The sequence below is a fragment of the Pricia mediterranea genome, from assembly GCF_032248455.1.
Taxonomy (GTDB): Bacteria; Bacteroidota; Bacteroidia; order Flavobacteriales; family Flavobacteriaceae; genus Pricia; species Pricia mediterranea.
The window spans coordinates 2082042-2109013 of record NZ_JAVTTP010000001.1; the positions used below are offsets into that span (position 1 = coordinate 2082042).

The 26972-nt window shown below is 48.3% G+C and carries 26 protein-coding genes; 15 read left to right on the forward strand and 11 right to left on the reverse strand.

Features of this window, described 5'->3' with window-relative positions; genetic code table 11:
• The first annotated feature begins 60 nt into the window (after positions 1-60).
• The 3 genes from RQM65_RS08655 to RQM65_RS08665 all read left to right on the forward strand — a co-directional run bounded on the left by RQM65_RS08655 (position 61) and on the right by RQM65_RS08665 (position 2045).
• A complete protein-coding gene (locus RQM65_RS08655) occupies positions 61-516 on the forward strand; it encodes an alcohol dehydrogenase catalytic domain-containing protein (RefSeq protein ID WP_314014214.1) in 456 nt (151 codons plus the stop codon).
• A gap of 135 nt (positions 517-651) precedes the next feature.
• Positions 652-1101: a 6-pyruvoyl trahydropterin synthase family protein gene (locus RQM65_RS08660; RefSeq protein ID WP_314014215.1), complete on the forward strand. Its 450-nt coding sequence runs from the start codon at positions 652-654 to the stop codon at positions 1099-1101.
• 185 nt (positions 1102-1286) lie between these two features.
• On the forward strand, positions 1287-2045 hold the full coding sequence (locus tag RQM65_RS08665; RefSeq protein ID WP_314016818.1) for a UDP-2,3-diacylglucosamine diphosphatase: 759 nt from the start codon (positions 1287-1289) through the stop codon (positions 2043-2045).
• Positions 2046-2162: 117 nt separating this feature from the next.
• Here RQM65_RS08665 and RQM65_RS08670 read toward each other — a convergent pair whose 3' ends face one another.
• The 5 genes from RQM65_RS08670 to RQM65_RS08690 all read right to left on the reverse strand — a co-directional run bounded on the left by RQM65_RS08670 (position 2163) and on the right by RQM65_RS08690 (position 7205).
• Positions 2163-3422: an MFS transporter gene (locus tag RQM65_RS08670; RefSeq protein WP_314014217.1), complete on the reverse strand. Its 1260-nt coding sequence runs from the start codon at positions 3420-3422 to the stop codon at positions 2163-2165.
• Between the two features lies 1 nt (position 3423).
• The gene (gene recJ / locus RQM65_RS08675) at positions 3424-5115 is read right to left on the reverse strand and encodes a single-stranded-DNA-specific exonuclease RecJ (RefSeq protein ID WP_314014218.1); all 1692 of its coding nucleotides are present in this window, start codon (positions 5113-5115) and stop codon (positions 3424-3426) included.
• Between the two features lie 146 nt (positions 5116-5261).
• Complete coding sequence (locus RQM65_RS08680) at positions 5262-5690, reverse strand: OsmC family protein (RefSeq protein ID WP_314014220.1); 429 nt, start codon at positions 5688-5690, stop codon at positions 5262-5264.
• A gap of 89 nt (positions 5691-5779) precedes the next feature.
• Positions 5780-6451, reverse strand: a complete 672-nt coding sequence (gene rsmI, locus RQM65_RS08685; RefSeq protein ID WP_314014221.1) for a 16S rRNA (cytidine(1402)-2'-O)-methyltransferase — start codon at positions 6449-6451, stop codon at positions 5780-5782.
• 64 nt (positions 6452-6515) lie between these two features.
• Positions 6516-7205 carry a DUF8457 domain-containing protein gene (locus RQM65_RS08690; RefSeq protein ID WP_314014222.1) on the reverse strand — a complete coding sequence of 230 codons (690 nt, stop codon included), beginning with the start codon at positions 7203-7205 and terminating at the stop codon, positions 6516-6518.
• A 104-nt stretch (positions 7206-7309) separates the two neighbouring features.
• On the opposite strand from RQM65_RS08690, the gene RQM65_RS08695 reads away from it, so the two are divergent.
• The 9 genes from RQM65_RS08695 (at position 7310) to RQM65_RS08735 (ending at position 15765) form a co-directional block, all read left to right on the forward strand.
• Positions 7310-7954, forward strand: coding sequence for a thymidine kinase (locus tag RQM65_RS08695; protein ID WP_314014224.1), 645 nt, complete (start codon positions 7310-7312; stop codon positions 7952-7954).
• On the forward strand, positions 7947-9053 hold the full coding sequence (alr, locus tag RQM65_RS08700; protein WP_314014225.1) for an alanine racemase: 1107 nt from the start codon (positions 7947-7949) through the stop codon (positions 9051-9053). Before RQM65_RS08695 ends, alr begins: the two co-directional genes overlap by 8 nt.
• An 88-nt stretch (positions 9054-9141) precedes the next feature.
• On the forward strand, positions 9142-9555 hold the full coding sequence (mscL, locus tag RQM65_RS08705; protein WP_314014227.1) for a large conductance mechanosensitive channel protein MscL: 414 nt from the start codon (positions 9142-9144) through the stop codon (positions 9553-9555).
• Between the two features lie 441 nt (positions 9556-9996).
• Entirely contained in the window at positions 9997-10986 is a 990-nt protein-coding gene (locus tag RQM65_RS08710) for an aspartate-semialdehyde dehydrogenase (protein WP_314014229.1), read from the forward strand.
• Between the two features lie 201 nt (positions 10987-11187).
• On the forward strand, positions 11188-13344 hold the full coding sequence (locus tag RQM65_RS08715; RefSeq protein WP_314014230.1) for a prolyl oligopeptidase family serine peptidase: 2157 nt from the start codon (positions 11188-11190) through the stop codon (positions 13342-13344).
• Positions 13345-13426: 82 nt separating this feature from the next.
• Positions 13427-14413 (forward strand): ABC transporter ATP-binding protein, encoded by a 987-nt coding sequence (locus RQM65_RS08720; RefSeq protein WP_314014232.1) that lies wholly within the window; start codon positions 13427-13429, stop codon positions 14411-14413.
• A gap of 136 nt (positions 14414-14549) precedes the next feature.
• Entirely contained in the window at positions 14550-14954 is a 405-nt protein-coding gene (arfB, locus tag RQM65_RS08725; protein WP_314014234.1) for an alternative ribosome rescue aminoacyl-tRNA hydrolase ArfB, read from the forward strand.
• Between the two features lie 62 nt (positions 14955-15016).
• Entirely contained in the window at positions 15017-15589 is a 573-nt protein-coding gene (locus RQM65_RS08730; protein ID WP_314014235.1) for a hypothetical protein, read from the forward strand.
• Positions 15586-15765 carry a hypothetical protein gene (locus RQM65_RS08735; protein ID WP_314014236.1) on the forward strand — a complete coding sequence of 60 codons (180 nt, stop codon included), beginning with the start codon at positions 15586-15588 and terminating at the stop codon, positions 15763-15765. Before RQM65_RS08730 ends, RQM65_RS08735 begins: the two co-directional genes overlap by 4 nt.
• An 85-nt stretch (positions 15766-15850) precedes the next feature.
• Here RQM65_RS08735 and dinB read toward each other — a convergent pair whose 3' ends face one another.
• Positions 15851-16948 (reverse strand): DNA polymerase IV, encoded by a 1098-nt coding sequence (dinB, locus tag RQM65_RS08740; protein ID WP_314014238.1) that lies wholly within the window; start codon positions 16946-16948, stop codon positions 15851-15853.
• A 29-nt stretch (positions 16949-16977) separates the two neighbouring features.
• Here dinB and RQM65_RS08745 point away from each other — a divergent pair, with 29 nt between their 5' ends.
• Positions 16978-17643, forward strand: coding sequence for an NAD(P)H-binding protein (locus RQM65_RS08745; RefSeq protein ID WP_314014240.1), 666 nt, complete (start codon positions 16978-16980; stop codon positions 17641-17643).
• Between the two features lie 73 nt (positions 17644-17716).
• On the forward strand, positions 17717-18190 hold the full coding sequence (locus RQM65_RS08750) for a CYTH domain-containing protein (protein WP_314014242.1): 474 nt from the start codon (positions 17717-17719) through the stop codon (positions 18188-18190).
• Positions 18191-18542: 352 nt separating this feature from the next.
• On the opposite strand, the gene RQM65_RS08755 is transcribed toward RQM65_RS08750, so the two are convergent.
• The 3 genes from RQM65_RS08755 to pheS all read right to left on the reverse strand — a co-directional run bounded on the left by RQM65_RS08755 (position 18543) and on the right by pheS (position 23999).
• Positions 18543-21674 carry an efflux RND transporter permease subunit gene (locus RQM65_RS08755; protein WP_314014244.1) on the reverse strand — a complete coding sequence of 1044 codons (3132 nt, stop codon included), beginning with the start codon at positions 21672-21674 and terminating at the stop codon, positions 18543-18545.
• A gap of 6 nt (positions 21675-21680) precedes the next feature.
• Positions 21681-22817 carry an efflux RND transporter periplasmic adaptor subunit gene (locus RQM65_RS08760; RefSeq protein ID WP_314014246.1) on the reverse strand — a complete coding sequence of 379 codons (1137 nt, stop codon included), beginning with the start codon at positions 22815-22817 and terminating at the stop codon, positions 21681-21683.
• A 162-nt stretch (positions 22818-22979) separates the two neighbouring features.
• Complete coding sequence (gene pheS, locus RQM65_RS08765) at positions 22980-23999, reverse strand: phenylalanine--tRNA ligase subunit alpha (protein ID WP_314014247.1); 1020 nt, start codon at positions 23997-23999, stop codon at positions 22980-22982.
• Between the two features lie 386 nt (positions 24000-24385).
• On the opposite strand from pheS, the gene RQM65_RS08770 reads away from it, so the two are divergent.
• Entirely contained in the window at positions 24386-24856 is a 471-nt protein-coding gene (locus RQM65_RS08770; protein WP_314014249.1) for a hypothetical protein, read from the forward strand.
• Positions 24857-25243: 387 nt separating this feature from the next.
• Here the strand turns inward: RQM65_RS08770 and RQM65_RS08775 are convergent, their stop codons facing one another.
• Together RQM65_RS08775 and purN are read right to left on the reverse strand one after the other, a co-directional pair.
• Positions 25244-25879: a ribonuclease H1 domain-containing protein gene (locus RQM65_RS08775; RefSeq protein ID WP_314014250.1), complete on the reverse strand. Its 636-nt coding sequence runs from the start codon at positions 25877-25879 to the stop codon at positions 25244-25246.
• A gap of 79 nt (positions 25880-25958) precedes the next feature.
• On the reverse strand, positions 25959-26546 hold the full coding sequence (purN, locus tag RQM65_RS08780; protein ID WP_314014251.1) for a phosphoribosylglycinamide formyltransferase: 588 nt from the start codon (positions 26544-26546) through the stop codon (positions 25959-25961).
• Positions 26547-26972: the final 426 nt, after the last annotated feature.

Consider the following 26972-nt stretch of genomic DNA (forward strand, 5'->3'; position numbering starts at 1 on the left):
ATACTACAGGACATACAAATCTTGTTAGAGGTTTGGCAACAATCGCCCACTGCCCATCCCATGAAAGCTATTATCTGCCCGAAATACGGCCCTCCCGAAGAATTGCAGCTCGCTGAGGTTCCTAAACCCGTTCCAAAGCCTCGTGAGGTTTTGGTCAAAATCTATGCCACCGCCATCAGCGATTACGACTGGAGTATGGTTCGGGGTAGGCCCTACCTCTATCGCCTGCTTTTCGGTATTACCAAGCCAAAAAAACCCATTTCTGGCATGGAACTGGCCGGAACCGTCGAAGCCGTGGGCAAAAATGTTTCCGCTTTCCAAACAGGCGATGCAGTATACGGCGATACATCGGAAACCGGTTTTGGAACTTTCGCCGAATATGCCTGTGTTGACGCCAAATCCCTTGCCCATAAGCCGAACGGGATGACTTTCGCGGCCGCCGCCGCCATTCCGCACGCGGCCATGTTGGCCGTTCGAGGGCTTATCGACGTGGGCGAGATCCAACCCAACCAGTAGATTCTGATCAATGGTGCGGGCGGTGGCGTGGGCACTCTTGCGCTTCAAATCGCCAAACACTACGATATCTACAAATTCTTTCCGTAATCCACTTCGATTTTCAAAATCGTTACCTTTGCCCTACAAAAATGCAGTATGGGCAAAATTCGTATCACCAAACAGTTTAATTTCGAGACCGGGCACGCGCTGTACGGTTATGACGGCAAGTGTCGCAACGTGCACGGACACAGTTACAAACTTTCCGTGACAGTCATCGGTACGCCGATTACGGATAACTCGCACGTAAAATTGGGCATGGTCATCGACTTCGGCGACCTGAAAAAAATCGTGAAGGAAGAAATTGTCGATAAGCTCGATCACGCCACGGTCTTTAACAAGAACACGCCGCATGTCGAACTGGCAAAAGAACTGATGCAGCGAGAACATCAGGTCATCTTGGCCGATTATCAGCCGACCAGCGAAAACATGGTCATCGATTTTGCGGCAAAGATCAAGAAGAGATTGCCGAAAAATATTCAACTCTATTCCCTAAAGTTGCAGGAGACCGAAACGTCGTACGCGGAGTGGTTTGCGGCCGACAACTAGGCGATTTAAGAAACACGTCCTCCGAACGCCCAAGTTAAAACTTCCTTGTGATTTTTAGTAGCCTTTATTATATCGATTGCGCTTAATCCTGTGTTTATTCACCGAAATTGACTCCTTTACGCATCCATGACATAGAATGGTAGTAGCCCTGTCGGATTTTCCTATCTTTACCCTTAATGACGACCATCAGCATTCCCGAAGGAAAAAAAGTATATTTTGCCAGTGACAACCACTTGGGAGCCCCCACGCCCGCGCAAAGCCTGCCCCGGGAAAAAAAGTTCGTGGCATGGCTGGATACTATAAAGAAAGATGCTGCGGCCCTGTTTTTACTGGGCGATCTTTTCGATTTTTGGTTCGAGTATTCAACAGTCGTACCAAAAGGTTTTACCCGGACCTTGGGCAAGCTGGCGGAAATCTCCGATTCGGGTATCCCTATCTACTACTTCGTGGGCAACCATGACCTCTGGATGCACGGCTATTTTGAGGATGAACTCAACATCCCGGTGTTCCACGGACCCCAAGAGTTCGAGATGAACGGGATATCTTTTTTTGTAGGTCATGGCGACGGACTCGGACCGCACGATAAGGGCTACAAACGGATGAAGAAACTGTTTACCAATCCCGTTGCCAAATGGTTCTTCAGATGGCTGCATCCCGATATTGGGGTTCGCTTGGCACAGTACTTTTCCGTCAAGAACAAACTGATTTCGGGTGACGATGATGCCAAATTCCTGGGAGAGGAGAAGGAATGGTTGGTACAATACGCGAAACGTAAATTGGAAACCCGACACTACGACTATTTTGTTTTCGGCCATCGCCACCTTCCCCTGAATATCGCTCTTAACGAAAAATCGAAATACCTCAACCTTGGGGATTGGATTCACTATTTTACCTATGCCGTCTTTGACGGGGAAGCATTAAGCCTCAAGGAATACAAAGATTGATTCGAGAACCTACCCCGTCTTCTCTTAAAACAAAAATGGCGAATGGCTCAAAACCTTCCTTTCATTGGATGGGATTGAATGGGTTTTGAGAACAACTCCGTAGGCATAAGGGGAACTTCAATCTTCCGCTTCGTGCGCTTTCACGTCATCCTGTAAGTCCAGATTCCTAAAAGTCGGGGAGACCCAGGCCGTAATTCCCACGGTCAACAAGGTCATGGTGCCTCCGAAAACCACTGCGGCTACCGTTCCCAGTAGCTTGGCGGCCACTCCACTTTCGAAAGCGCCCAACTCGTTTGAGGACCCTACGAACATCGAATTGACGGAGGCCACTCGCCCCCTCATGTTGTCCGGCGTTTTTAATTGTAAAATAGTTTGGCGGATGATCATGGAGATACCATCGACCCCTCCGCTCAAGAACAGAGCGGCCACCGACAGCCAAAACGAGGTCGATAGCCCGAATACAATGATACAGATCCCGAAACCAAAGACGGCCAGCAATAATTTCTTGCCCGCGTTCTTGTGTAACGGAAATCGGGTGGAACCGAACATCATCAAAGCAGCACCCACCGCCGGAGCGGCCCGCAATACGCCGAATCCCTCCGCACCGACGTGCAATATGTCTTGGGCGTAGATCGGTAGGAGCGCCACGGCCCCTCCGAAAAGTACGGCAATCATATCCAAGGTCAACGCCCCAAAAATGGCTTTTGTACCAAAAACGAACTTGAGGCCCTCGCGCAAACTCTGAAAAACCGGCTCCCCAATCTTTGGGTTGAGAATCGGCTTTCTCGAGATCTGGGAGAGAAAAATCAGGGCGAACACCGAAAATCCGAAGATTACGCACATGGACCAGTGTACCCCGATCCAGCTAATGGAAAAACCTGCCAAGGCGGGTCCCAGCACTCCTGCCAATTGCCAGGTAGTACTGCTCCAGGTTGCCGCGTTCGGATATATTCTTTTGGGAACGATCAAGGCGATCAGCGAGAAGATGGTCGGCCCGAGAAAGGCACGCACAATTCCCCCTAAAAACACCAAAAAGTAGATTCCATAGAGTACCTGCTGCGTTTCCCATTCCGCCAATACGGAGGGGAGGCTCAGGGCAAAAAGTCCGAAACTGATTATCGAAAAACCGAGGATGCACTTGATCAACAGGTTACGTTTTTCCTTTTGATCGACGATATGCCCGGCAAACAGCGCCGTAGATACTGCGGGTATAACTTCCATCAACCCTATAATCCCCAGTGACAGAGGGTCTTTGGTCATCGAATAGACCTGCCATTCTATAACGATAAACTGCATGGACCATGCAAAGACCATGGAAAAACGAACGATAAGAAATATATTGAACTCCTTAAAACGGAGCGCGGCGTACGGATCCATATTAGCGTATGTCTTTCAGCTTTAATTGAAGGCTGACGTGGCCCTGCCATTCGTTTTCTTCCAACGAAAAAACGGCGTCGAACGGCTTTCTTCCCGTAACTGTCGCTAATTTGTGCCCCAGGTTAAAACCGATGGCCCCTACAGGACCTCTACCTTTTTGCACGATGGACAGCTTGAGATGCTTGCCCCCATCCCCGACATTTTTTGCGTATCCCGTATCCTGAAGGCGTTCGGCCATAAATACCGGCATTCGGTTTTTAGGTCCGAACGGGGCGAACTGTTTCATGATCCGAAACAGTTTTGGGGTGATTTGACGGAATTGGATTTGCGCATCCACCGAAATTTCGGGAGTGAGCAAATGCGGGTCGATGCTCTCGGATACTACTTCCTCGAACTTATTCTTGAAGGCCTCGAACTGTTCTTCGAGCAAGGTCAGACCCGCTGCATACTTGTGGCCCCCGAACTGTTCGATGCTCTCGGCGCATCCCTCTAGGGCATTATAGACATCGAACCCTTTGACCGAACGGGCTGACGCGGCCAATTTATCTCCGCTTTTGGTAAAGACCAAGGTAGGCCTGTAGTAGGTTTCCGTCAAGCGGGAGGCCACGATGCCGATGACCCCTTTATGCCATGATTCATGGTAAACGACGGAAGTAAAGCGCTCCTCTTCCTTGTTTTCCCGTATCTGTAATAAGGCTTGCTCGGTAATGTCCCGGTCCAGTCCTCTACGATCGAAATTAAACTTTTCGATTTTGGCGGCTAAGTCCCTGGCCTTGACCAGATCCGTTTCCGTCAGCAAGTTTACGGCGTGCTGCCCGTGCTCCATCCGCCCGGCGGCGTTAATCCGGGGGGCTATGATAAAGACAACATCGGTCAGGGTGAACTGCTGTTTTTTTTTGGTCTGCTCGATGATGGCCCTTAAGCCTTTGCGGGGAGCTGTATTGATAACTTGAAGTCCGAAATAGGCCAACACCCGGTTTTCTCCGCTTATCGGAACGATATCCGCCCCTATCGCGGTTGCCACCAGATCGAGATAGGGAACTAGGTCGTCAATAGTCTGCCCGCGGTGTGATGCCAAGGCCTGTACTAGTTTGAACCCGACCCCACAACCACACAACTCCTCGTACGGATATTGACAATCCTTTCGCTTCGGATTCAAAACAGCGACGGCTTCGGGCAAACGCGCCCCCGGTCGGTGGTGATCGCAGACAATAAAGTCAATCTCTTTTTTTCTGGCATAATCTATTTGATCAAGAGCCTTGGTTCCGCAGTCCAACGCAACAATAACCGTGAAACCATTGTCTTCCGCGAAATCGACACCTTTAAAAGAAACTCCGTACCCTTCAGTATATCTATCGGGGATATAGGTCGCAACATTCGGATAATAAGATAAAAGGTAAGATGATAGCAGGGCTACGGAAGTCGTACCATCGACATCATAATCGCCATACACCAATATATTCTCGTGGTTTGCAATCGCCGTTCTTACGCGCTCGACGGCCACGTCCATATCCCTCATCAAAAACGGATCGTGCAAGTCTGATAATTGGGGCCGGAAGAATTTTTTGGCATGTTCATAAGTCTTTACACCGCGTTGTATCAACAACTGAGCGATGAGCCCGTCAACGTTCAGGGCTTTAGAAAGCTGGTCGATTTGGTATTGTTCGGGTTTGGCCTTGATGGTCCAGCGCATTTTCTATAGAGTTCGATATCGGTGAGTAATCATTGCGGCCAGTGTAGTCCGCAAGTTGACAAGATGCAGCGGCACTGGCCAAATGGAGGTGCAACGAGTTCTTTTTTCGCATAAGCTAAGGCGGTAATTGAAGCCTGCCAAAATCTTTATTTGTCGTGAAACACCGTTTTGATTTCCATTTCGGCAAACCGCCGGAACATTTCCATCACGCCACAGTATTTTTCCACCGAAAGGTCCACCGCCCGTTGCAATTTTTTTTCATCAAGATCGCTGCCGTGAAAATGGTACTCGACCACTACTTTATCATAGAATTTCGGATGTACATCGGTGAGATCGGCAATGGTCTCGATGTGGAAATCATCGACGTCCAATTTCATCTTTTTAATAAGTCCCGCGATATCCAGGGCGGAACAACCTGCCAACCCGGATAGCATGAGTGCTTTGGGGCGAAACCCCTTGCCTTCGCCACCGTCATCGGGACCCGCATCGATCTTTAGGTCCAATCCCGAGGGATTAGTGCTCTCAAAGACCATATTACCAAGCCATTTGGTAGTAACGTGATTTTTTTCGGACATAGTTTTTAGTTCTTGTGAAGGATAAATGTACAACAAATAGATGCCCTAAAAAACTTGGGGCGGGAATGCCCGAAATTTGCGTAGAATAGCTATTTCTTCCCTCCGACCACCACCACAATCTCTCCTTTCGGGGGTTTATCGGAATAGTGCCGCAATACCTCTTCGGCACTACCCCGGACCGTTTCTTCGTACAGTTTGCTCAGCTCACGGGAAACCGAAACGGGCCGATCGGCACCAAAATAGCTCACAAAGTCGATAAGGGTCTTGAGCAGTTTGTAGGGAGATTCGTAAAAGACCATCGTACGGTTTTCCTCGGCCAAAATCTTCAAGCGCGTTTGTCGCCCTTTTTTAGGAGGAAGAAATCCCTCGAAGACGAACCTGTCGTTGGGAAGTGCGCTATTGACCAAGGCGGGAACGAAAGCCGTAGCCCCCGGAAGGCAATCTACCTCGATCCCTCGGTCCACACAGGCGCGGGTCAAAAGAAACCCTGGATCTGAAATTGCCGGGGTACCGGCATCGGAAATTAGGGCCATGGTCTCCCCGGCCTGTATGCGTTTGACGACAGCATCTACTGTCTTATGCTCGTTGTGCATGTGATGGGGCTGCATCGGGGTGACAATCTCATAATGTTGTAACAGCTTTCCGCTGGTGCGAGTATCCTCGGCCAAAATAACATCCACTTCCTTTAATATCCGCAGGGATCGAAAGGTCATATCCTCCAAATTGCCGATTGGGGTCGGAATCAAATACAATTTTCCCATTCGTAAAGGCAAGAGACCGGAAATCGTTCACACGAATTCCGGCCATTTTTTAAATTCCGTGCGTCTACGAGAACCTACGCTCTATCAGAAGCATAAAACGCTCCGCGTACTCCTCTTTGCCCGCCCAATGATTGTAGTCGGGTTTGACCATGTTTTCGATGAAAGATACCGAGCGCTCATGACTATCGATGGTATTCAATTGCGAAAGCACTCTGTTATAATCTTCCATACTGCCGCCGAAAAGATGTTTCACGAAAGCCAAACGGTTGTTCAAATCGACTTTTAGTCGCTTGCCCGAGATGTTCTTACCTGACGGCCCGGTCAGGACCTCCCTTTTGACAGGAGCCTCTTTTTGGGGCATAAATAGTTCCTTGTCGTTCTTCATATAGTCCGGCTTGGACAGAAATTCTGCCAACATCTCATCGACCTGGGGATCCGCGGGCATCTCGGAAACCATGTCTTTGATCGTATCTATTCCGGGTATCATAATATCCTCATCATGCGGATTGCTTTCCGGCACGGATGAATTTTCATTTAACACCGCATTCGCTATTTTCTCGAACTTGGCGGCAACGACGCTTTTGGATACATCGATTTCCATATGGTTCAGCTTGTCCTCTATAAATCGTAAAACAGCTAATTTTTCGTAAAGTTCTTTGGCCGCCTCGTAAAGCTCCCCTATATCGTTCTTGTCGTGGGACGTAATGATATCGGCGGATAACTTCCTCAATTCTTCTTTTAACTTTTTCTTCATCGCTCTTTTTTTTTGGTATCCGTAAATCGGTATGTCTATCTTTGTTGGCCTTAACCCTATATATCAATAACGGAAAACCCCGCATTTTCGTCTAAAATTACAAAATGTTTCTCGAAAACACGGTCAACCCCAAAGAACAATTCGGTTGGATCGAAGTCATCTCCGGTTCTATGTTCTCCGGGAAGACCGAAGAGCTTATCCGCAGATTGAAGCGCGCCCAATTCGCCAAACAAAAGGTCGAGATCTTCACGCCAATGGTCGATACCCGGTATGAAAGGGACAGAGTAATCTCGCACGATGCCAATGAGATACGTTCCACTGCTGTCCCCAGCGCCACCAAAATCCGCACATTGGGCGCTACTTGTGACGTTGTCGGCATCGACGAGGCCCAGTTTTTCGATACTGAAATCGTCACCGTCTGCAACGACTTGGCCAACAAAGGTATTCGGGTGGTAGTCGCCGGTCTTGATATGGATTACAAGGGAAATCCATTTGGCCCCATGCCGGCCCTGATGGCAACCGCAGAATATGTAACCAAAGTGCACGCCGTCTGTACCCGAACCGGTAACCTGGCTCATTATAGCTATAGAAAATCGAACATCGACGATCTGGTACTGCTGGGCGAGACCGAAGCTTACGAACCCTTGAGCCGGGGAGCGTTCTATAAGGCCATGCTTGAGGAAAGACTTGGAAAAATGACCGTGGATATAGAGGATGTCAGCGCCAACATAAAGAAACCCGATGCCTAAAGCGACCGAGACCGTTCTTGAAATCGACCTGCGGGCCTTAGAACACAATTACCGGTATTTAAAAGGAAGGCTAAGACCGGAAACCCGATTTTTAGGGGTAGTAAAGGCCTTTGCCTATGGAAGTGACTCGGTCGCGATCGCCAAAAAACTGGAAGCCCTAGGGGCGGACTACCTTGCCGTTGCCTACGCCAAAGAAGGAATGGTACTTCGGGATGCCGGTATCCGAACTCGGATTTTAGTACTGCATCCTTTACCGATCAGCTTCGATGCCATTATCGAGCACGGTATGGAGCCAAGCCTGTATTCCCGTAAAATTTTAAGGGAATTTCTGGAAGCCGCGAAAAGGAAATCCCAAACGGACTATCCCATACATCTCAAGTTCAATACAGGGCTCAATCGAATAGGGTTTACAGGTCATGACGTAGATTTTATTGTCCAACACCTAAATGCCAGGGAGGAGGTTGGGGTAGTTTCCTATTTTTCGCATTTGGCGGCCTCCGAAGACCTGAACCAACGCGATTTTACACAAAAACAGATCGCCATCTTTGAAGGAATATCCCTGGAAATCAATAAAAAGTTGGATGCCCGGCCTTTCCGACATTTGTTGAACACCTCGGGTATTATCAATTACCATGAATACCAGTACGATATGGTCCGTAGCGGAATCGGCCTTTACGGATTCGGCAACAGTCCCAAAATCGATGTCCAGCTCCGGCCCGTGGCCACCCTGAAAACCGTGATTTCCCAGATACACCGAATTGAATCCGGGGAAAGCGTTAGCTATAATCGGGGGTATATCGCCACTTCGCCCCGGTTGATCGCGACCCTACCCATCGGCCATGCGGACGGAATCGGCAGGCAATACGGCAAGGGGAAAGCCCATGTTACCATCCAAGGGAAAAAAGCGCCCATTGTAGGAAATGTGTGCATGGACATGATTATGGTAGATGTAACCGGCATCGATTGCAGAGAGGGCGACCAGGTCATCGTTTTCGGAGGCCATCATACCGCGCAATCATTCGCAAAGGATGCCGCTACTATCTCCTACGAGATTTTAACTGCAATCTCCCAACGGGTAAAACGGGTCGTTCTCACGTAACAAATGTCTGCCGAGATCTCGCATTACTTCCTTTTATTCACTACTTTGCGGCAGTTTAAACAATCAATCCTTTAAAAAATCAAAAACCATGTGGAAAGAATTTAAGAATTTTATCATGACCGGCAACGTCATTGATCTGGCAGTCGCCGTAATCCTGGCAGGTGCCGTGGGACTTGTTGTCAACGGATTCGTAAATGACATCATGATGCCCGTTGTCGGCTATTTTGCAGGGGGAATGGATTTCTCGGAGATGAAAGTAGTTTTGTCCGAAGCCATCGTCGCCGCCGACGGAACCGTGGAAAAACCAGAAAGTGCCGTTCGTTATGGAGCTTGGGTCAATTCGATCATCAATCTGATTATCGTCGGGTTCGTGCTATTCATGATCGTGAGGTCGTACAATAAGGTGCGCGAGCCGGAGCCAGAGCCCAAAGCCGCGCCTAAAGGTCCGACCACCGAAGAATTGCTTATTGAAATCCGCGATGAATTGAAAAAGCAAAATTAACCGCATACGTGTTCCGCGTTTTACCGGGACAACACCGCTACATCATGCACTAATATTTAATCGCCTGTAGGACTTCGCAAGTTCTTTGGGCGATTTTTTTATAGGAACCTGTTGTTGAAAATAGGCCATTTGCCTTAACATTCAGAGCGGTAGGTGCCAGCGATTAATGGGGGCAAATTGTGAACTTTTGGAGATATAACTGACTGAATGATAAGCTAATGGAGTCCTCCACCATAAGCTAGGCTATTTCACCCTTACAGGGCCTCAATGGCTTTCGCATGGAAAGTTTGGCCACCTGAGTCCTGACTCCTCGAACAATGAAGTGTAATCCCGTCCCTTTGTTGTAAAAACAACATTTTGTTATATTCCTCTGCTTTTAAACCTAATTGCTTGCCCAATAGTAAGCATTGAATTACATTTGTTCCTTAAAATTCGATTCAGATGAAAGTAGCTGTTGTTGGGGCCACCGGAATGGTTGGTGAAGTGATGCTAAGGGTATTGGCCGAGCGTAAATTTCCGATTACAGACCTGCTCTTGGTCGCCTCGGAACGTTCTGTGGGCAAAAAACTATCGTATAGAGACAAAGATTACATCATAATAGGTTTGTCGGATGCCGTAGCGGCACGCCCCGATATTGCCATTTTTTCTGCCGGTGGGGACACGTCTTTGGAATGGGCACCCAAATTCGCGGACGCGGGTACTACGGTCATCGATAACAGTTCCGCTTGGCGGATGGATCCGGACAAAAAATTGGTGGTTCCCGAAATCAACGCATCCACCTTGACCAAAATGGATAAAATTATCGCCAACCCCAATTGCTCTACCATTCAATTGGTCATGGCCTTGGCTCCCCTACATTACAAATACAAGATGAAGCGGGCCATCGTCTCAACATACCAATCGGTATCAGGAACAGGGGTGAAAGCCGTTATTCAGCTGGATAACGAGACGGCCGGCGTACAGGGAGAAATGGCCTATCCGTACCCAATCAACCGCAATGCGCTGCCGCATTGCGATGTTTTTATGGAAAACGGATATACCAAGGAAGAAATGAAACTCGCCCGCGAACCCCAAAAGATATTGGACGACCGCAGCTTTTCTATCAGTGCTACCGCCGTACGCATTCCAACCTCCGGGGGTCACTCGGAGTCGGTCAACGTAGAGTTCCATCATGATTTTGACCTCAATGAGGTCCGTCAAATACTGAACGACACCCCCGGGGTAACGGTTCAGGACAATCCCGATACCAACACTTACCCCATGCCCATCTACGCGCATGACAAAGATGAGGTATTCGTAGGCCGCATCCGCCGCGATGAATCCAATCGCAACACCCTGAACATGTGGATCGTATCTGACAACCTTCGCAAAGGAGCGGCTACCAATGCGGTTCAGATAGCGGAATACTTGGTAAAAAACAAGTTGGTTTAAGGCACAGTTTCCCATTGAAATTTTTTAGTCCACACCAGTACGGACACGGCGTGAAGCAACTTCGCACCACCGTACCCATGTGTCCGTAATACGACATAGTCCGACCTAGAAAGTGCGTCACTACTCTATTTTCTAAATATTCGGTTAAAATCTTCCTGCCTCCGTGGGGTATTGCTAATTTTAGCGCTTTAATTCATCGAAATGAAAAAATTAATTGTTGTGGCTGCCATGGCCAACCTGCTTATGGCCTGTCAATCCGAATCCCAAAAACAGAACATCGCAGTGAACTATCCCGATACCAAAAGAGTCGATTCCACGGATACTTATTTCGATACCGAAGTAAAAGACCCCTACCGCTGGCTCGAAGACGACCGAAGTGCGCAAACCGAAGCCTGGGTCAAGGCCGAAAACGAAGTGACTTTCGGTTATCTGGAAGAGATTCCCTTTCGCGATGCCCTGAGAAATCGGTTGGAAAAGCTCTGGAATTATGAGAAACTGGGCTCCCCCTTCAAGGAGGGGGATTACACCTACTTTTACAAAAACGACGGCCTGCAGGATCAATACGTCGTGTACAGACAAAAGAACGACGCGGCCCCGGAAGTGTTTTTAGATCCGAACACCTTTTCCGATGACGGAACCACCTCCCTTGCAGGCCTGAGCTTTACCAAAGACGGATCCTTGGCCGGATACTTAATTTCCGAGGGCGGCAGCGATTGGCGCAAGGCCATCGTTATTGACACCGAAACCAAGGAGATTGTCGAAGATACCCTGACCGACATCAAATTCAGCGGGTTGGCATGGAAAGGCAACGAGGGTTTTTACTATTCCAGCTACGACAAGCCCGAAGGCAGCGAACTCTCGACGAAGACAGACCGGCACAAGTTATATTTTCACAAGCTGGGCACCTCACAACAAGAAGACCGATTGGTATATGGGGGTGGTCCCGACGAGAAGCACCGGTATATTGGGGCTTCCGTGAGCGAAGACCAACGTTATCTGACCCTTTCCGCGGCCACCTCGACCTCGGGGAATAAATTGTTCATTCAAGACCTGCAAGACCCGAACGGACAACTCGTTCCCATTGTTGGGGATACGGATTCGGACAACTACCTCATCGATAACGTCGGTTCGAAACTTTATATCGTCACAAACCGCGACGCGCCGAACAAAAAAATAGTTACGGTCGATGCCGCGGAGCCCTCACCTGACAACTGGAAGGATTTTATCCCGGAAACCGAAAACGTGCTTGCCCCGAGTACCGGGGGCGGCTACTTTTTTACGGAATATATGGTCGATGCCGTATCCAAGGTGATGCAATATGATTATGAGGGCAAGATGATCCGGGAAATAAAGCTTCCTGGGGTCGGTAGCGCATCCGGATTTGGGGGCAAGAAAGAGGATACGGAGTTCTATTTCTATTTCACCAATTATATCACTCCGGGATCATCCTACAAATACAATGTGAAGAGCGGCGAATACGAGCTTTACTGGAAACCGGATATCGATTTTAATCCTGATGAATACGAGTCGAAGCAGGTATTTTATACCTCGAAGGACGGAACGAAAATCCCCATGATCATCACCCACAAAAAGGGATTGGAGCTGAACGGTAAAAACCCCACCCTCTTGTACGCCTATGGAGGATTTAACATCAGCATCACTCCCTCTTTCAGTATAGCCAACACCGTTTGGATGGAGCAGGGCGGTATCTATGCCGTACCCAACATCCGTGGCGGAGGCGAATACGGTAAAAAATGGCATGAGGAGGGCATCAAAATGAAGAAACAAAACGTTTTTGATGACTTTATCGCCGCAGCCGAATACCTGATAGAAAACAACTATACGACATCGGATTATTTAGCGATTCGCGGTGGAAGTAACGGCGGGCTCTTAGTGGGGGCAACGATGACGCAACGACCCGATTTGATGCAAGTAGCGCTCCCCGCGGTCGGGGTGATGGACATGCTGCGCTATCACACCTTTACGGCCGGGGCTGGCTGGGCCTACGACTACGGTACAGTGGAAGATAGCCAGGAAATGTTCCACTACCTCAAAGGCTATTCCCCCGTGCACAATATTGAGGCAGGTACCGAGTACCCCGCCACGCTTATCACCACCGGCGACCACGACGACCGGGTCGTACCCGCCCACAGTTTTAAGTTTGCGGCCGAGCTGCAGCACAAACAGACAGGCGACAACCCTGTTTTGATTCGTATCGAGACGAACGCCGGTCACGGGGCCGGGACCCCGGTAAGCAAGACCATCGAGCAGTATGCTGACATCTTCGGGTTTACTTTTTACAATATGGGATTCGGGGAATTGCCGAACCAGTCGATATTGAAAAAGTTCAAAGATTAATTTTTTGAACATCGATATTTTGGCGGAAAATACGTTTCTTACGGGATGGATTTTTTATAGTCCCAAAAACGTGCAGCTGTAAATGTTACACCTAGACCATGTTTCGTTTTCCTATGCCGACGGTGTACCCGTATTGGAGAACATCGATTTCAAGGTGGCCAAAGGGGAACATGTTTCGATTATCGGAGAAAGCGGCTGTGGTAAAAGTACGCTCTTAAAAATTGTGTATGGTCTGTTGCACATCGAAATCGGCGAGGTACATTGGAACAACGTCCAGGTCATGGGGCCTTCCTACAATCTGGTGCCCGGGGAGCCCAACATGAAGTACCTCTCCCAAGAGTTTGATCTGATGCCCTACACCACGGTCAAGGAGAACGTCGGCGAGTTTCTCTCCGTTTTTGAACCCGAAGAAATGCAGTTTCGTATCCAAGAGCTCTTGGACATGTTGCAGATGACCGACTTCGCCGACACCAAGGTTAGACATCTCAGCGGAGGGCAGCAACAAAGGGTGGCCCTTGCCCGGGTGCTGGCCCAAGAGCCCGAGGTCTTGTTATTGGATGAACCTTTCAGCCACATCGACAACTTTCGAAAGAACCAATTGCGCAGAAATCTGTTCGGTTATTTAAAGCGTAAAAATATTACCATACTAACCGCCACCCACGACCCCTTGGACATCTTGCCCTTTGCTGACCGGATCATGGTGTTAAGGGACAGGAATATCATTGCAACGGATACTCCCAAAAAACTTTACGAACACCCCAAAGACCTGTATATCGCCTCCATGTTCGGGGAAGCAAACAAAATACCCGTCAACATCGTAAAATCATATGCCGACACCAAACGCAGAATTATCGTATACGCCCATGAATTCAAGGTTTCAGATCAATCGGGACTCGAGGTAATTGTGAAAGAGGCCTTTTATATGGGACATCACTACATGATTGTCGCGGCCTATGAGGGACAGGATGTTTATTTTCACCACCATAGTCCCTTCGACAGCGGGAAGGTCGTTTTTCTGAACGTTTCCATCGAGACCCTTAACCAAAGAATCCCGGATATTTTATCATGAAACGAGCATGAACAAATTTGAAAAATTTGTTCACCAAAGGTGATGTTTAAAATTTTTCATGCGAGAGCGCAGCGGTTACATACGTTCTCAATTTTTTAATTAGCTTATCTCTAAATAATTAAAAACATTTAAATGTATGAAAAAGAAGACAGCCCTTCAGGAACTGGAGTTTAAGGCGGTCAGGAGCGGTGGGGCCGGTGGACAGCACGTGAATAAGGTGTCCACCAAGATAGAGCTCAGCTTTGACGTCGAAAACTCACAGGCCCTTTCCCGAAATCAAAAAGAGCGTCTTTACCGTCAGCTGGGGACTAGGTTGACCAAGGACCACGTACTACACTTGGCTTGCGAGGAGACCCGAAGCCAACATCGGAACAAAGACCTGGTCATCAAAAGGTTTTTTGAAACGATGCGTGCCGAGCTGCGGGTCCCTAAGGTACGTCAAAGGACAAAGCCAAAACGCTCTGCTATAGAAAAACGCCTCAAATCAAAAAAGCGAAACGCCGAAAAGAAGGCGCGACGGCAAAAACCGAAGCGGGAATAAAACCCGTATTCTAAAATCAACTACATTTATGTGAGGAATTACAACCATAAGCCCTCAGATCCATGAACATAAAAAGGACAACACTGCTCTTACTGTTATTTGGACTGAACCTCTCCCTCTACGCCCAGGACACATCGGTCGACAAGTCCATTTTCGGGGTGCAGACAGGAGTCTTGGGATTGTGGATCCACAACGAAAGTAGATTGGTAGACCAGATTGCCCTACGGAGTGAGATCGGCCTGGATGCAGGCCTTTTCGGGGGTAGCCGTTACTACAACGGCACCGGGTTTTTGTTGATCCCGACCCTTACTCTCGAACCTCGATGGTACTACAACCTGAATAAAAGGAGCTCTCGATCACGTAACATCGATGCCAATGCAAGTAATTTTGTTTCGCTAAAAACCAGCTTATTGCCTGATTGGTTCGTGATATCGAACTATGATGATATCCAAGTCATCGATCAAATCACCATTATCCCCACCTGGGGCATCAAACGCAATATCGGACCCCGTTTCAACTATGAGGCCGGATTAGGGATCGGGGATCGTTTTGCCTTTGCCAAAAGTGCCGGCTTTGCCGAAAACGAAGGCGAGGCCGCCGCCAATCTGCATTTGCGAATCGGATACCGGATTTGAGCGTATCGGTGATGGGGTCCCGGGGCGAGAATCTCTGGTTCGGCACCAACAGCTACAATGGCCGGTTTTGGAGCCTCTTTCTGTTCCGCTCCGGCTCTACCCTGGCCGGAATCCTTCTTGCTGTGTCCAAGAACAACGAGGTCCCCGGTGGGCCAGTATCGCATAGGACGCATTGATAGGGCGGCTTCTAGCTTGTTGCCCTTCCTTTTTGCGCCCAAATGGATTCCGTTCTCCTGACCGTCGCTTTTGTCGCCCGGTACGCTATAATCCGAATCTCAGCTGAACCGATACCGATTTTTGGGGCGGTTTGTCTTCGTCCCCTGTATTGAGGTTGGACAGCGAGATGCCCAGTAAACGAACGGAGTTTTGAAGCTCTTCTTGGTACAGCAGTTGCCGGGCCGTCTCCAAAATCATTTCTTTGGCATCGATAAAATCGGGCAGCGTTTTGCTGCGCGTATTCAGGCTAAAATCGCTGTACTTGATTTTCAGGGTCACCGTCTTGCCGGCAATTCCGGACTTCTTAAGCCGCCTTTCGATCTCTTTGGAGATATGCTCCAGGCGTTCGAGCATAAAGATTTCGCTGCTGAGGTTTTCATTGAAGGTTCTTTCCGCCCCGACCGACTTTGGAATACGATGGGCCTTTACCTCGCTCATGTGAATCCCACGGACGACATCATAATAGTACCTGCCATTTTTTCCAAAGTTTTCGGTCAAGGTTTCCAACGACTTTTTTTTCAGGTCTTTCCCTGTAAAAATGCCCAACCGGTACATTTTATCGGCCGTTACCTTCCCCACCCCGTGGAACTTTCGGATTTCGAGCTGTTCAAGAAATGGCAGCACGTCTTCGGGGTCAATCGTTTTTTGTCCGTTGGGCTTGTTGATGTCACTGGCCACCTTGGCGATAAACTTGTTGATCGAAATCCCGGCGGAGGCGTTGAGTCCCGTTTCCTCCTTGATACGACGACGGATTAAACGGGCAATTTTGGTAGCCGAGGGGTTTTCCTGTTTATTTTCGGTCACATCAAGATAGGCCTCGTCCAAAGAGAGCGGCTCCACCAAATCGGTAAACTCATAAAAAATCTCCCGTACCTGTTTCGATATTTCCCGATAGCGGTCGAACCGGGCCTTGACAAATACCAAATCGGGACAGTTCCGTTTGGCAAAAACACTGCTCATGGCGCTGTGCACCCCGAATTTTCTGGCCTCATAGCTGGCCGCCGCCACCACGCCCCGCTGCGAACTTCCCCCGACCGCAATAGGTTTGCCCCGCAGATCAGGATTGTCCAATTGTTCTACCGAGGCGTAGAAGGCATCCATATCGACATGAATGATCTTTCGTAAGGGAAAATCTTCCTGCATGTTGTAAATTTATAACAAGTTTCACAAAAATGAAGACCGCAATCATCTTGGGGGCGACCGGACTGACCGGTGGAAGGCTCCTTCGCCTTTTACTGGAAGACGACCGCTACGGAACAATAAAACTGTTCTCACGGTCGAGCGTGGCATTTTCCCATCCGAAGATGGAGGAACATCTGGGCGACCTCATGGACATGGAAGGATTTGCCGCCCATTTTCACGCCGAGGAACTTTTTTGCTGCATCGGCACTACGAAGTCTAAGACCCCGGATCAAGAAGAATACAAAAATATAGATTACGGATTGCCCGTTCATGCCGCCAAACACTGCAAAGAAAACGGGATAGGCACCTTTATCGTAATTTCCGCGCTCGGCGCCAATCCGAAAAGTTCCGTCTTTTACAACAGGGTCAAAGGGGAAATGGAGGAGGCCGTCCTGGCCGAGAATATTCCCAAAACCCATATACTGCAACCCTCGTTGATCGGGGGCAGGCGAAAAGAAAAACGATGGGGCGAATGGATATTCAAGCAACTGATGAAGGTTGCCAATTTCGTTCTGGTCGGATCCCTGGAAAAATACCGGTCCATTCGACCGGAAGCCATCGCCGGAAGCATGGTATGGCTGGCGAACCACAAGTACGAAAAAAAACGCATTGAATCCGACGAGATAAAATATCTAGCGAAAATACTAAAACGGTAAACCTCCCTTGAATTCCTCTTATAACCGCGGTTCCCGGCGGAACTAAAATAAGTTTAATGCCAATCCATTTCGAATGACTGAAACAGAGCGGAAATTTTTGGTCAAATCCGAAGCGTACAAAAAACAGGCCCATACCCGCAAGCGCATTGTACAGGGTTTTCTGAACACCGACCCCCGGCGCACCGTGAGAATAAGGATATACGGGAATACCGCCGTCCTGACCGTAAAGGGCATGTCGAACGAGACCGGAACCACAAGGTTCGAATGGGAACGGGAAATCGGTCTGAAGGAAGCCCAGGCCCTGCTCGAGCTTTGCGAGAAGGACATTTTGGAGAAGACCCGCTTTGAAATCCCAGTTGGCGAACATCTTTTTGAAGTGGACGAATTCCACGGTTTGAACAAGGGACTGATTCTTGCCGAAGTGGAACTGAAACATGAGAACGAGCCCTTCGAAAAACCGGACTGGCTCGGCGAAGAGGTCACCGGGGATGTCAGATACTACAATTCACAACTGAGCAAACAAGCCTATAAAACCTGGAAGAACTAAAGCACTTTGCATTTAAAATACAGAGGCCATTAGAAAGTTGCCCATTAATTACGGTTCACTATCGGAAATTGTCAGGTCGAACGCAGTCGAGACCTACTTTGAACGGACAAATAGTTCCCGACTTTAGTGTATCTTGAGTACTTCGACTCCGTTCAGCATAAACTGTAGTCGAAAGGCTCGAACGGACATCCTATAAAATAATAATACTTTGACAGTCGGTTATCTTAATAGGGCTAATTGTATGTGTTTAACTACCGCACTCTATTAAAACAAATAAGTTTCTTCAGAAAAGAAATGAACTACCCCGAAGCTTCGGGGCTACAAGAAGCAAGAAACAAGACCTTATCATCTATCATCTTACCTCGACCGCCTCGGGCACCCCCGTAATCTTTTCCTGCAGCCACTGAAACACGATAAACAGTGTGGGAATGATAAACACCCCCAAGACGGTCCCGATAAGCATGCCCCCGACGGCTCCCGTCCCGATAGCGTTATTTCCGGCAGCTCCCACTCCGGAAGCTATTACGAGGGGCGTAAGGCCCATTATAAACGCAAAGGATGTCATTAAGATCGGTCGTAACCTGGCTTTGGCACCTTCTATCGCGGCCACTGTCAGCGGCATTCCCTGATTTCTTCGTTGAATGGCGAACTCCACGATAAGAATGGCATTCTTGGCCAACAGGCCGATGAGCATGATCAGGGCAATCTGAAAGTAGATGTTGTTCTCCAGTCCGGCAAACTTGGTGGTCAGATAGGCTCCTGCGACCCCCACAGGCAAGGAAAGCAGTACCGAAAAAGGCAAAAGGTAACTTTCGTACTGGGCCGCCAAAAAGAAGTAGGTGAAGACGATACTCAACAGAAAGATAAGGCCCGCCTGCCCCGAGGAGGCAATTTCTTCCCGGGTAATTCCCGAATAGGCCACATCATAATTATTGGGCAAGGTCTGTGCGGCCACCTCGTTGACCGCGTTGATGGCGTCTCCCGAGCTATAGCCTTGGGTCGCCGATCCGTTGACGGTAACGGCATTAAAAAGATTGAACCGACTTACGGTCTGGGGACCGTAGACCCGTTCCAGTGATACAAACTGCGATACGGGCGCCATCTCCCCATTAGTATTACGTACGTACATACTGTTCAGACCTTCTTGGTCCTTCCGGTCGTCGGGCTCTGCCTGCACGAATACCCTGAACTGTTTCCCGAAACGACTGAAATCGGCAGCATAGAGTCCGCCTATATACCCCTGCAAGGTTCTGAGAATACTACTGATTTCGACCCCCGCCTCTTTGGCCCTGGGGATATCGATGTCCATCTGCAACTGAGGGAATTCCGTGCTGAAGGAATTCGAAGAAAAGCCGATTTCAGGCCTTTGGTTCAGCGCTTCGACAAATTCGTTGGCCACATCATCGAGATCTGTCAGTTCGCCATTGCTACGGTCCATCAACTGTAGCTCAAAACCATCGGAGGCTCCGAATCCTGGGATACTTGGCGGGGTAAAGAATAGGATTTCGGCATCCGATATTCCCGATGTTTTTTGGAACAGCTGCGCGAGGATATTGTCGAGCTGGGTCTCGTCGGATTCCCTTTGATCAAAATCCTCCAAAATAATAAAGCCCATCCCGTACGAGCTGCCCTGTCCCGAAAAGAAATTTCGGCCACTGATAATCGTAGCTGTTCTAATTCCCTCGATCGAGCCAATAATATCATAGACCCTTTTATTGACATTGTAGGTACGGTCCATCGACGCGCCCTGAGGTAGTTCGAGGTTCATAAAGACGACACCCCTGTCCTCAGAAGGCACAAAACCGCTGGGGGTGGTGGTGCTCGCCCACCAGATGGCCCCGGCACAGAGTAGCAATAGCGCGGCGGTAATCCATTTGTGTCTGGTCAAAAAACCCAAGGAGCGCACATACTTTTTGGAGGTCGCCTGAAACCCGGCGTTGAACGCATTATAAAAGCGCTGCATAAACCCCTTTTTCTTAGCCTTTTCGTCGTTAGGCTTTAAAAAGATGGCACATAAGGCCGGACTCAAAGTCAACGCATTCACCGCCGATATGACAATGGCAACGATCAAGGTCACCCCGAACTGTTCGTAAAACACCCCGGACGGGCCTTGGATAAATGTAATCGGAATAAATACCGCGGCCATGACCAATGTAATCGAAATAATGGCCCCACTGATTTCGCCCATCGCCGAAACGGTAGCTTCTTTTGCATTGTCATAACCCTCCTCGAGTTTGGCGTGCACCGCCTCGACCACCACAATGGCATCATCGACCACGATTCCGATGGCCAGCAACAGGGCAAAAAGGGTCAACAAATTGATGGAATATCCGAACAGCTCCAAAAAGAAAAAGGTGCCGATAATCGAAACGGGGACCGCGATCGCGGGAATCAAGGTGGATTTTATATCCTGTAGAAAAACAAAGACCACTAAAAACACCAGCAGGAAAGCTTCGATAAGCGTCGTGCGCACCTTGTTCATCGAGGCGGTCAAAAACTTGTTGGTATCGTAATTGATCAAATAATCGACTCCCTGCGGAAAATCTTCCTTGAGCTCATCGAGCTTGACATAGATTTCCTCGATGATTTCCTGGGCGTTCGAGCCGGGTGTCTGAAAAACCCCGAAACTGATAGCCGGATTTCCTCTCGAAAGACTGGTAGAGCTATAGGAAAATGCGTCGAGTTCGATTTTGGCCACATCGCCCAAACGCAGAAACTGTCCATTCCCCATCGATTTGATGATAATGTCCTGATATTCGTTGGCCGTTTTATACCGCCCCTTATATTTGATAACATATTCAAAGGATTCCCCGGCGTTCTGACCCAAGGATCCCGCCGCGGCCTCCAGACTTTGTTCGCCGATGGCATTGGCTACATCGGTCGTTGTGACCCCGTAGGATGCCATTTTAACGGGATTCAGCCAAATACGCATCGAATAGTCCTTTGCCCCGAAGACGTTCACGTCGCCGACCCCGTTGATCCGCTGAAGCTCAGGGCGGACGTTGATGCTCAAATAGTTCTGGATAAAGGTGTCGTCATAATCGGGATTGGTAGAGTACAATGCAGCGTACAAGAGCGCGGAACTCTGGCGTTTTTGGGTAATGACCCCCGAACGGATGACCTCGGCAGGCAACAAGGCATTGGCCCGTGCTACCCGGTTCTGGACATTTACTGCCGCAATATCGGGGTCGACCCCCTGTTCGAAGTACACGGTGATGCTCGCACTGCCCGAATTACTGGCCGTAGAGGTAATGTAGGTCATGTCTTCTACCCCGTTGATCTGCTCCTCGATGGGCACGATAACACTTTCCAATATTGTTTCGGCATTGGCTCCGGGATAACTTGCGGAGACCTGTACCGTAGGTGGGGCGATATCGGGGTACTGGGTCACGGGGAGGGTCAAATATCCCAGAACCCCCAATAACACAAGAATAATCGAGATGACCGTAGAAAGTACCGGCCGTTCTATAAATGTCCTTAACATGGCGCGTTATTTAAATACGGTATCGAACGAATTGACAATACTGTCCACCGGGGTCGGTTCCGGTTTGATCTTAGTACCCGGCCGCACCTTGCCCACCCCGTTGCCCAAGATAGAATCGCCTTTTGCCAGTCCGCCTTGCAACACGTAAAAGGGACTGGCCTGCGCTTTTATCGACAGCGCCGCGGGTACAAGCGTATCGGCTACGACCTTGTACACATAGGTATTGCCCTGTTGTTCATAGGTAGATAACTCGGGTACGACCAAGGCATCGGTAAACTCTTGGGGCACTTTAACGGTGCCGCTGCCTCCGTTACGCAAAATACCTTCGGGATTTTCGAAGCGCGCCCGGAAGGAAATGGTGCCCGTTTGAGGGTCGATATCGCCGGCTATGGTTTCGATGCTTCCTTCTTGACTATATTCATCGCCTGTGGCTAAAATCAATTTTACCTTGGGCAGGTTCTCGATCTTTTCGTCCATATTTTTCCCCTCGGCTTCCCTGATAAAAGTGATAAAGTTCTTCTCGTTCATCGAAAAGTAGGCGTAGATCGTGCCGACCGACGATACTCGTGTCAGCGGCAATTGGGTCTGCGTGCTCACCAAAGCTCCTTTTCTGAAATTAATGGAGCCGACGACCCCGTCAACGGGACTCCGAACATTGGCGTAATCGATATTCGCCCCTATCCCTTGATAAGAACTCTTGGCCTGTTCGAGTCTGGCCTTGGCCGATTCGAGTTGCACGGGACTGATAATATCCTTTTCGACCAAGGGAATCAGCTTGTTTACCTCCACTTGGGCGGCATTGACGTTCGCCTTGGCCGCGGCGGCATCTTGATCTAAGGTTTGAGTCTCGAGCCGGAACAATATCTGGCCCCGTTTTACCCGCTGGCCCTCCTCGACCAGTACATCTTGAATATAACCTGAAATTTTAGGGCGCACCTCACTGCTTACATCGCCCTGCAACGTGGTGGGATAGCTATTGAACGTACTTACATTACGGGTTTCGACGGCGATTACCGGATAGGGCATCACCTGCTGCCCCTGCCCCCTTTGGCCTGCCTTGCCTTCTTTATCGTTTCCACAGCTAAAAGCTAGGGAGAGTACCACCAGAACTATAAAAAATCCGGGGAGTCGTTTCGTCATCATGTTTGGTTTAGCGGTTTCAAAAATACGACCGGAAGACGGGTATTTTAGTAGGGTCTTGTTAATTGATCGTTAAAGCATGGGCAGGTATTGCCTGAAGAGGGTCATTTAGCATTTGCCACTTGACTATGGAACCAGGATTTCCCACATCGAAACCAAGAGGCGTTACAGGGCCGAACGGAACTGTTCCAAAAACCGCACATCGTTCTCACTCAGCAACCGAATGTCGGGAATCTGGTGCAGCAACAACGCGATACGGTCGATGCCCATGCCAAAGGCGAATCCCGAGTATTTTTCGGAGTCGATACCGCAGTTATCGAGCACATTGGGGTCGACCATTCCACAGCCCATGATTTCGAGCCATCCGGTGCCCTTCGTCATCCGGTAATCCGTTTCGGTCTCCAATCCCCAATACACATCGACCTCGGCACTGGGTTCGGTAAAGGGAAAATAGGAGGGGCGCAACCGGATTTTGGACTTCCCGAAAAGCTCGTCGGTAAAGAACTGCAAGGTCTGTTTCAGGTCGGCGAAAGATACATCGGTATCGATATACAGCCCTTCCACTTGGTGGAAAAAGCAGTGCGACCGGGACGAAATGGCCTCGTTGCGGTATACCCTTCCGGGGGATATGGTTCGAATGGGCGGTTTATTGTTCTCCATGTACCGCACCTGCACCGTTGAGGTGTGCGTCCGCAAAAGGATATCGGGATCGGTCTGCACGAAAAAAGTATCCTGCATATCGCGGGCCGGATGGTGTTCCGGAAGGTTCAAGGCGGTAAAATTATGCCAGTCGTCTTCGATCTCTGGCCCCTCGGATACGTTGAAGCCGATCCTTGAAAAAATCTCGATAATCTGATTCTTGACAATGGAAATAGGATGCCTGGCACCTAGGGGAATCGGTTCGCCCGGACGGGTAAGGTCTCCGTAAATCGGCTGCTCCGCTCCTTTGCTCTCCAAGGCTTCCTTCAGGCTATCGACCTTTTCCGCCGCCAAGGTCTTGAGCTGGTTGATGGTTTGGCCGAACTCCTTTTTCCGATCATTGGGCACGTTCTTGAATTCCGCAAAAAAATCGTTGAGCAAGCCTTTCTTACTAAGATATTTGATTCGGAAGGCCTCTACCGCCTCCGGGGAATCCGCTTCGAATTTTTCGACTTCGCCGATATGTTTTTTAAGGGTATCGATCATAATTAATACAGCTGACTAGGTTGGCAAATTTAGGGCTTATCGACAACTTTGGCAAAGTTTGGAAAACCGTTGAAAAGAATATGTGAACCTTTTTTCAAATATGTCTGTTTTTTAGAGTTGGATAGCTTTGTCAGAAATTATCCCCAATATCCTTTAAATATAAATTATCCACCCATGAATCGCGTTTTAGTTAATACAAACAAATGAATCTGTAATCATCCCACCCTTCTTTCAATCAGTTAAATACAGTTTACCTTCCAAAGAACAAAGCTTTTGAAAATAGTTCTTAAAAAATAATGGACTTCTGAAAACAAATTAACGCTTGATAGGTCTCTCTAGAATAAGGAAAATCCTAGTTTATCTTCTTTCGCCTATGTAGTGAGCAATTGGATTTCGATAAGATTCAGGTTGAGTTTCGGTCAAATCCGCAAAGTGCAAGTAAAACTTACCCACAATTATTGAATGACTATTTTAAATCGAAAGATGCCAATGCTGCCCATCATGAACAAATGACTCGTAGTTTTGTTGGTGATATCGCATCCGCTTTAAAGGCTTATGGTCAAATTCGAGGATTAAAGCTACCAGATCAAAATGTGACCGATCTTTCTTTGAGAGGTTTAACAACTACTTCAGCACTTTCAAAGTTGTCCAAGCCTGAAAGAGATAGGGTTCAAAATGTACTCTCTGTAGAACTTTCCGCTTACGACTTAAAGGAAGTAAAAAACCCAATTAGGCAAAAAAGCTGGCTGTTAATCAAGAAAGTAAATATAAAAAATTTATCGAAAATTATCTATGGTTTTTTATACTCCTGCAATTTTACGCCTGTTCACCAAAAAATTACGGAAGTTTTTTACTGAAACATAATGGTGCAAATAAGGTAATTGTATCAGGCTCTCTAATTGACACTCAATTTAACAGAAAGACACCACAGAGTGGGATAGAATTGAATGATTCGGACTATCGAGCGGACCAAAATGGAAATTTTAACATTTCGCTTGACCCGGGTATATATTCTTTAACAGCGTTATAAATTAATTTAAAGCCAGTTCTAACCAAAGAATTTTCATTGGTAAAAGGAGATTCATTAAAACTAGTTTTATAGGTGAAACCTGATTCCGCCCGGCTTCGGTAATTCTTAAATAAATGGAGTGGTTTAAACTATCTCCGTTCACGGAAAGATAAAATCACTTCATGTAAGTTTTCCGAATTCTAGGGAGGTTTTCAATACAATCCGATAATCCAAATCATTTCCGCCCAAAATCCGCTGGAATCTCGCCCCAGGCCTTGGTCTCCCATTTCACGATGGGGGTGTTGTAAGAGTTGTTTTTCAGCCAGTCGAGGGCGCGGCGTATGAGGTCGAACAGGGCTTTGTTCTTTGGGGTTTCCTTGAGCTTCGTGTTGCAGGTCCGTTTCCGTACCCAGCTCATCGCGGTACGGGAATCGGTGTAGATGATGCGGTCGCTATTGTTTTGCTTGAGAAAGGCGAGGCCGTGTACCAAGGCCAAAAACTCCCCGATATTGTTGGTGCCCTGTTCAAAAGGCCCTTGACGAAATAGTTTTTTGCCCGTCTTGGTATCGACTCCCTGATATTCCATCTTCCCGGGGTTTCCGCTGGAGGCGGCATCTACGGAGATGGAATGGTAGTTGGGCGTACCGAATTTCAGGGCTTGCACCGGGGTAAGCGATGGCTCCCCTTTTTTCTTCCCCTTATATTCCTCATAACTCCCGTTATACGCTTTCTTGGCGGCCGCAAAACTGGGAAAGGATTTGTACTGCGCGCCCTTGTACCCCGTAATGGCGGCTTTGCAGTCTTTCCATGTATCGTAGATTCCGGGGCGTTTCCCTTTCCACACGGTGTAGAATTTTTGTTTTTTAGCCATAAAATGAAGTTAATCAAGATTATCGTTCACCCCTTCTTGGGAGGGGTCGGAAATACCTTTTTCGGTATTTCCTGAAGGCTCAGTGCGAAGCCTCTGGGGAAGCTAAAAGCCTTTCGATGACCTTGGGAAAATGTTCATACTCCAAGGCATGGACCTTTTGGGTGATCTGCTCCACATTATCATCTTCCGATATCGAGGTTACGGCTTGGTGGATGATGCCCCCTTCGTCATAATTTGCGTTGACGTAATGAATGGTGATGCCGGTTTCGCTATCCCCGTTCGCCTTTACCGCTTTGTGTACTTTACTACCGTACATGCCCTTACCACCATATTTCGGTAACAAGGCGGGATGGATGTTAATGATTTTATCCGGAAATGCCTGGATCAGCCTTGAAGGGATTTTCCAAAGGAATCCCGCCAGTACGATCAGGTCGGGATCTATAGCTTTCAAGATGTCGAGCACGCAGTCGCTATCATAAAAGGAAGTTCTATTGAAATATAGCCCGTTTATTTTCAGTCTATCACATCGCTCCAACACTTTAGCATCCTTTTTATTGCTGAGGACGGCGGAGATTACGATGTCCGGCCTATCCTTGAAATAGAGCGCGATATTCTCCACGTTGGAGCCGGAGCCAGAGGCGAACAGGACGATTTTTTTTGATTTCAAGATAAAATCTGGATTAAGAGACTATTTTAAATTCCCTTTATAAACTTTAATCATACATCTCAAAACAGTCGTGAAAGTTTGTAAAATGGAAAAAGCAAAATAACCACAATCGACCGAAATACAAATTACAAATAGTAAAAATCTTGTTCGGAGTATAGGCGAAGGTTTAAACTCTTACGCTTCCGAAGTCTCGGAAGCGTTTGTAAACAGTAAAAAAAGATGGTTGCGGCGGTAGTTTCAACAAACGGGTTTAAGTCTTCGACCCGGTTCAGGACCTGCACACTGCCATCCGCTAAGGGTTACTGTTAGGCCTAACCGCCGCCCTCCACTATTTTCCCGTGAAAACTAGGTGACTTATCCATTTATTCCTTAAATTACCGTACATTTTAACGGCAAATGATTTTATTACGACAAAGTTTTTTACTT

Coding starts and splice junctions, on each gene's coding strand:
- RQM65_RS08655 (WP_314014214.1), top strand. CDS start 61: ATGAAAGCTATTATCTGCCCGAAATACGGCCCTCCCGAAGAATTGCAG.
- RQM65_RS08660 (WP_314014215.1), top strand. CDS start 652: ATGGGCAAAATTCGTATCACCAAACAGTTTAATTTCGAGACCGGGCAC.
- RQM65_RS08670 (WP_314014217.1), bottom strand. CDS start 3,422: ATGGATCCGTACGCCGCGCTCCGTTTTAAGGAGTTCAATATATTTCTT.
- recJ (WP_314014218.1), bottom strand. CDS start 5,115: ATGCGCTGGACCATCAAGGCCAAACCCGAACAATACCAAATCGACCAG.
- RQM65_RS08680 (WP_314014220.1), bottom strand. CDS start 5,690: ATGTCCGAAAAAAATCACGTTACTACCAAATGGCTTGGTAATATGGTC.
- rsmI (WP_314014221.1), bottom strand. CDS start 6,451: ATGGGAAAATTGTATTTGATTCCGACCCCAATCGGCAATTTGGAGGAT.
- RQM65_RS08690 (WP_314014222.1), bottom strand. CDS start 7,205: ATGAAGAAAAAGTTAAAAGAAGAATTGAGGAAGTTATCCGCCGATATC.
- RQM65_RS08695 (WP_314014224.1), top strand. CDS start 7,310: ATGTTTCTCGAAAACACGGTCAACCCCAAAGAACAATTCGGTTGGATC.
- alr (WP_314014225.1), top strand. CDS start 7,947: ATGCCTAAAGCGACCGAGACCGTTCTTGAAATCGACCTGCGGGCCTTA.
- mscL (WP_314014227.1), top strand. CDS start 9,142: ATGTGGAAAGAATTTAAGAATTTTATCATGACCGGCAACGTCATTGAT.
- RQM65_RS08710 (WP_314014229.1), top strand. CDS start 9,997: ATGAAAGTAGCTGTTGTTGGGGCCACCGGAATGGTTGGTGAAGTGATG.
- RQM65_RS08715 (WP_314014230.1), top strand. CDS start 11,188: ATGAAAAAATTAATTGTTGTGGCTGCCATGGCCAACCTGCTTATGGCC.
- RQM65_RS08720 (WP_314014232.1), top strand. CDS start 13,427: ATGTTACACCTAGACCATGTTTCGTTTTCCTATGCCGACGGTGTACCC.
- arfB (WP_314014234.1), top strand. CDS start 14,550: ATGAAAAAGAAGACAGCCCTTCAGGAACTGGAGTTTAAGGCGGTCAGG.
- RQM65_RS08730 (WP_314014235.1), top strand. CDS start 15,017: ATGAACATAAAAAGGACAACACTGCTCTTACTGTTATTTGGACTGAAC.
- dinB (WP_314014238.1), bottom strand. CDS start 16,948: ATGCAGGAAGATTTTCCCTTACGAAAGATCATTCATGTCGATATGGAT.
- RQM65_RS08745 (WP_314014240.1), top strand. CDS start 16,978: ATGAAGACCGCAATCATCTTGGGGGCGACCGGACTGACCGGTGGAAGG.
- RQM65_RS08750 (WP_314014242.1), top strand. CDS start 17,717: ATGACTGAAACAGAGCGGAAATTTTTGGTCAAATCCGAAGCGTACAAA.
- RQM65_RS08755 (WP_314014244.1), bottom strand. CDS start 21,674: ATGTTAAGGACATTTATAGAACGGCCGGTACTTTCTACGGTCATCTCG.
- RQM65_RS08760 (WP_314014246.1), bottom strand. CDS start 22,817: ATGATGACGAAACGACTCCCCGGATTTTTTATAGTTCTGGTGGTACTC.
- pheS (WP_314014247.1), bottom strand. CDS start 23,999: ATGATCGATACCCTTAAAAAACATATCGGCGAAGTCGAAAAATTCGAA.
- RQM65_RS08775 (WP_314014250.1), bottom strand. CDS start 25,879: ATGGCTAAAAAACAAAAATTCTACACCGTGTGGAAAGGGAAACGCCCC.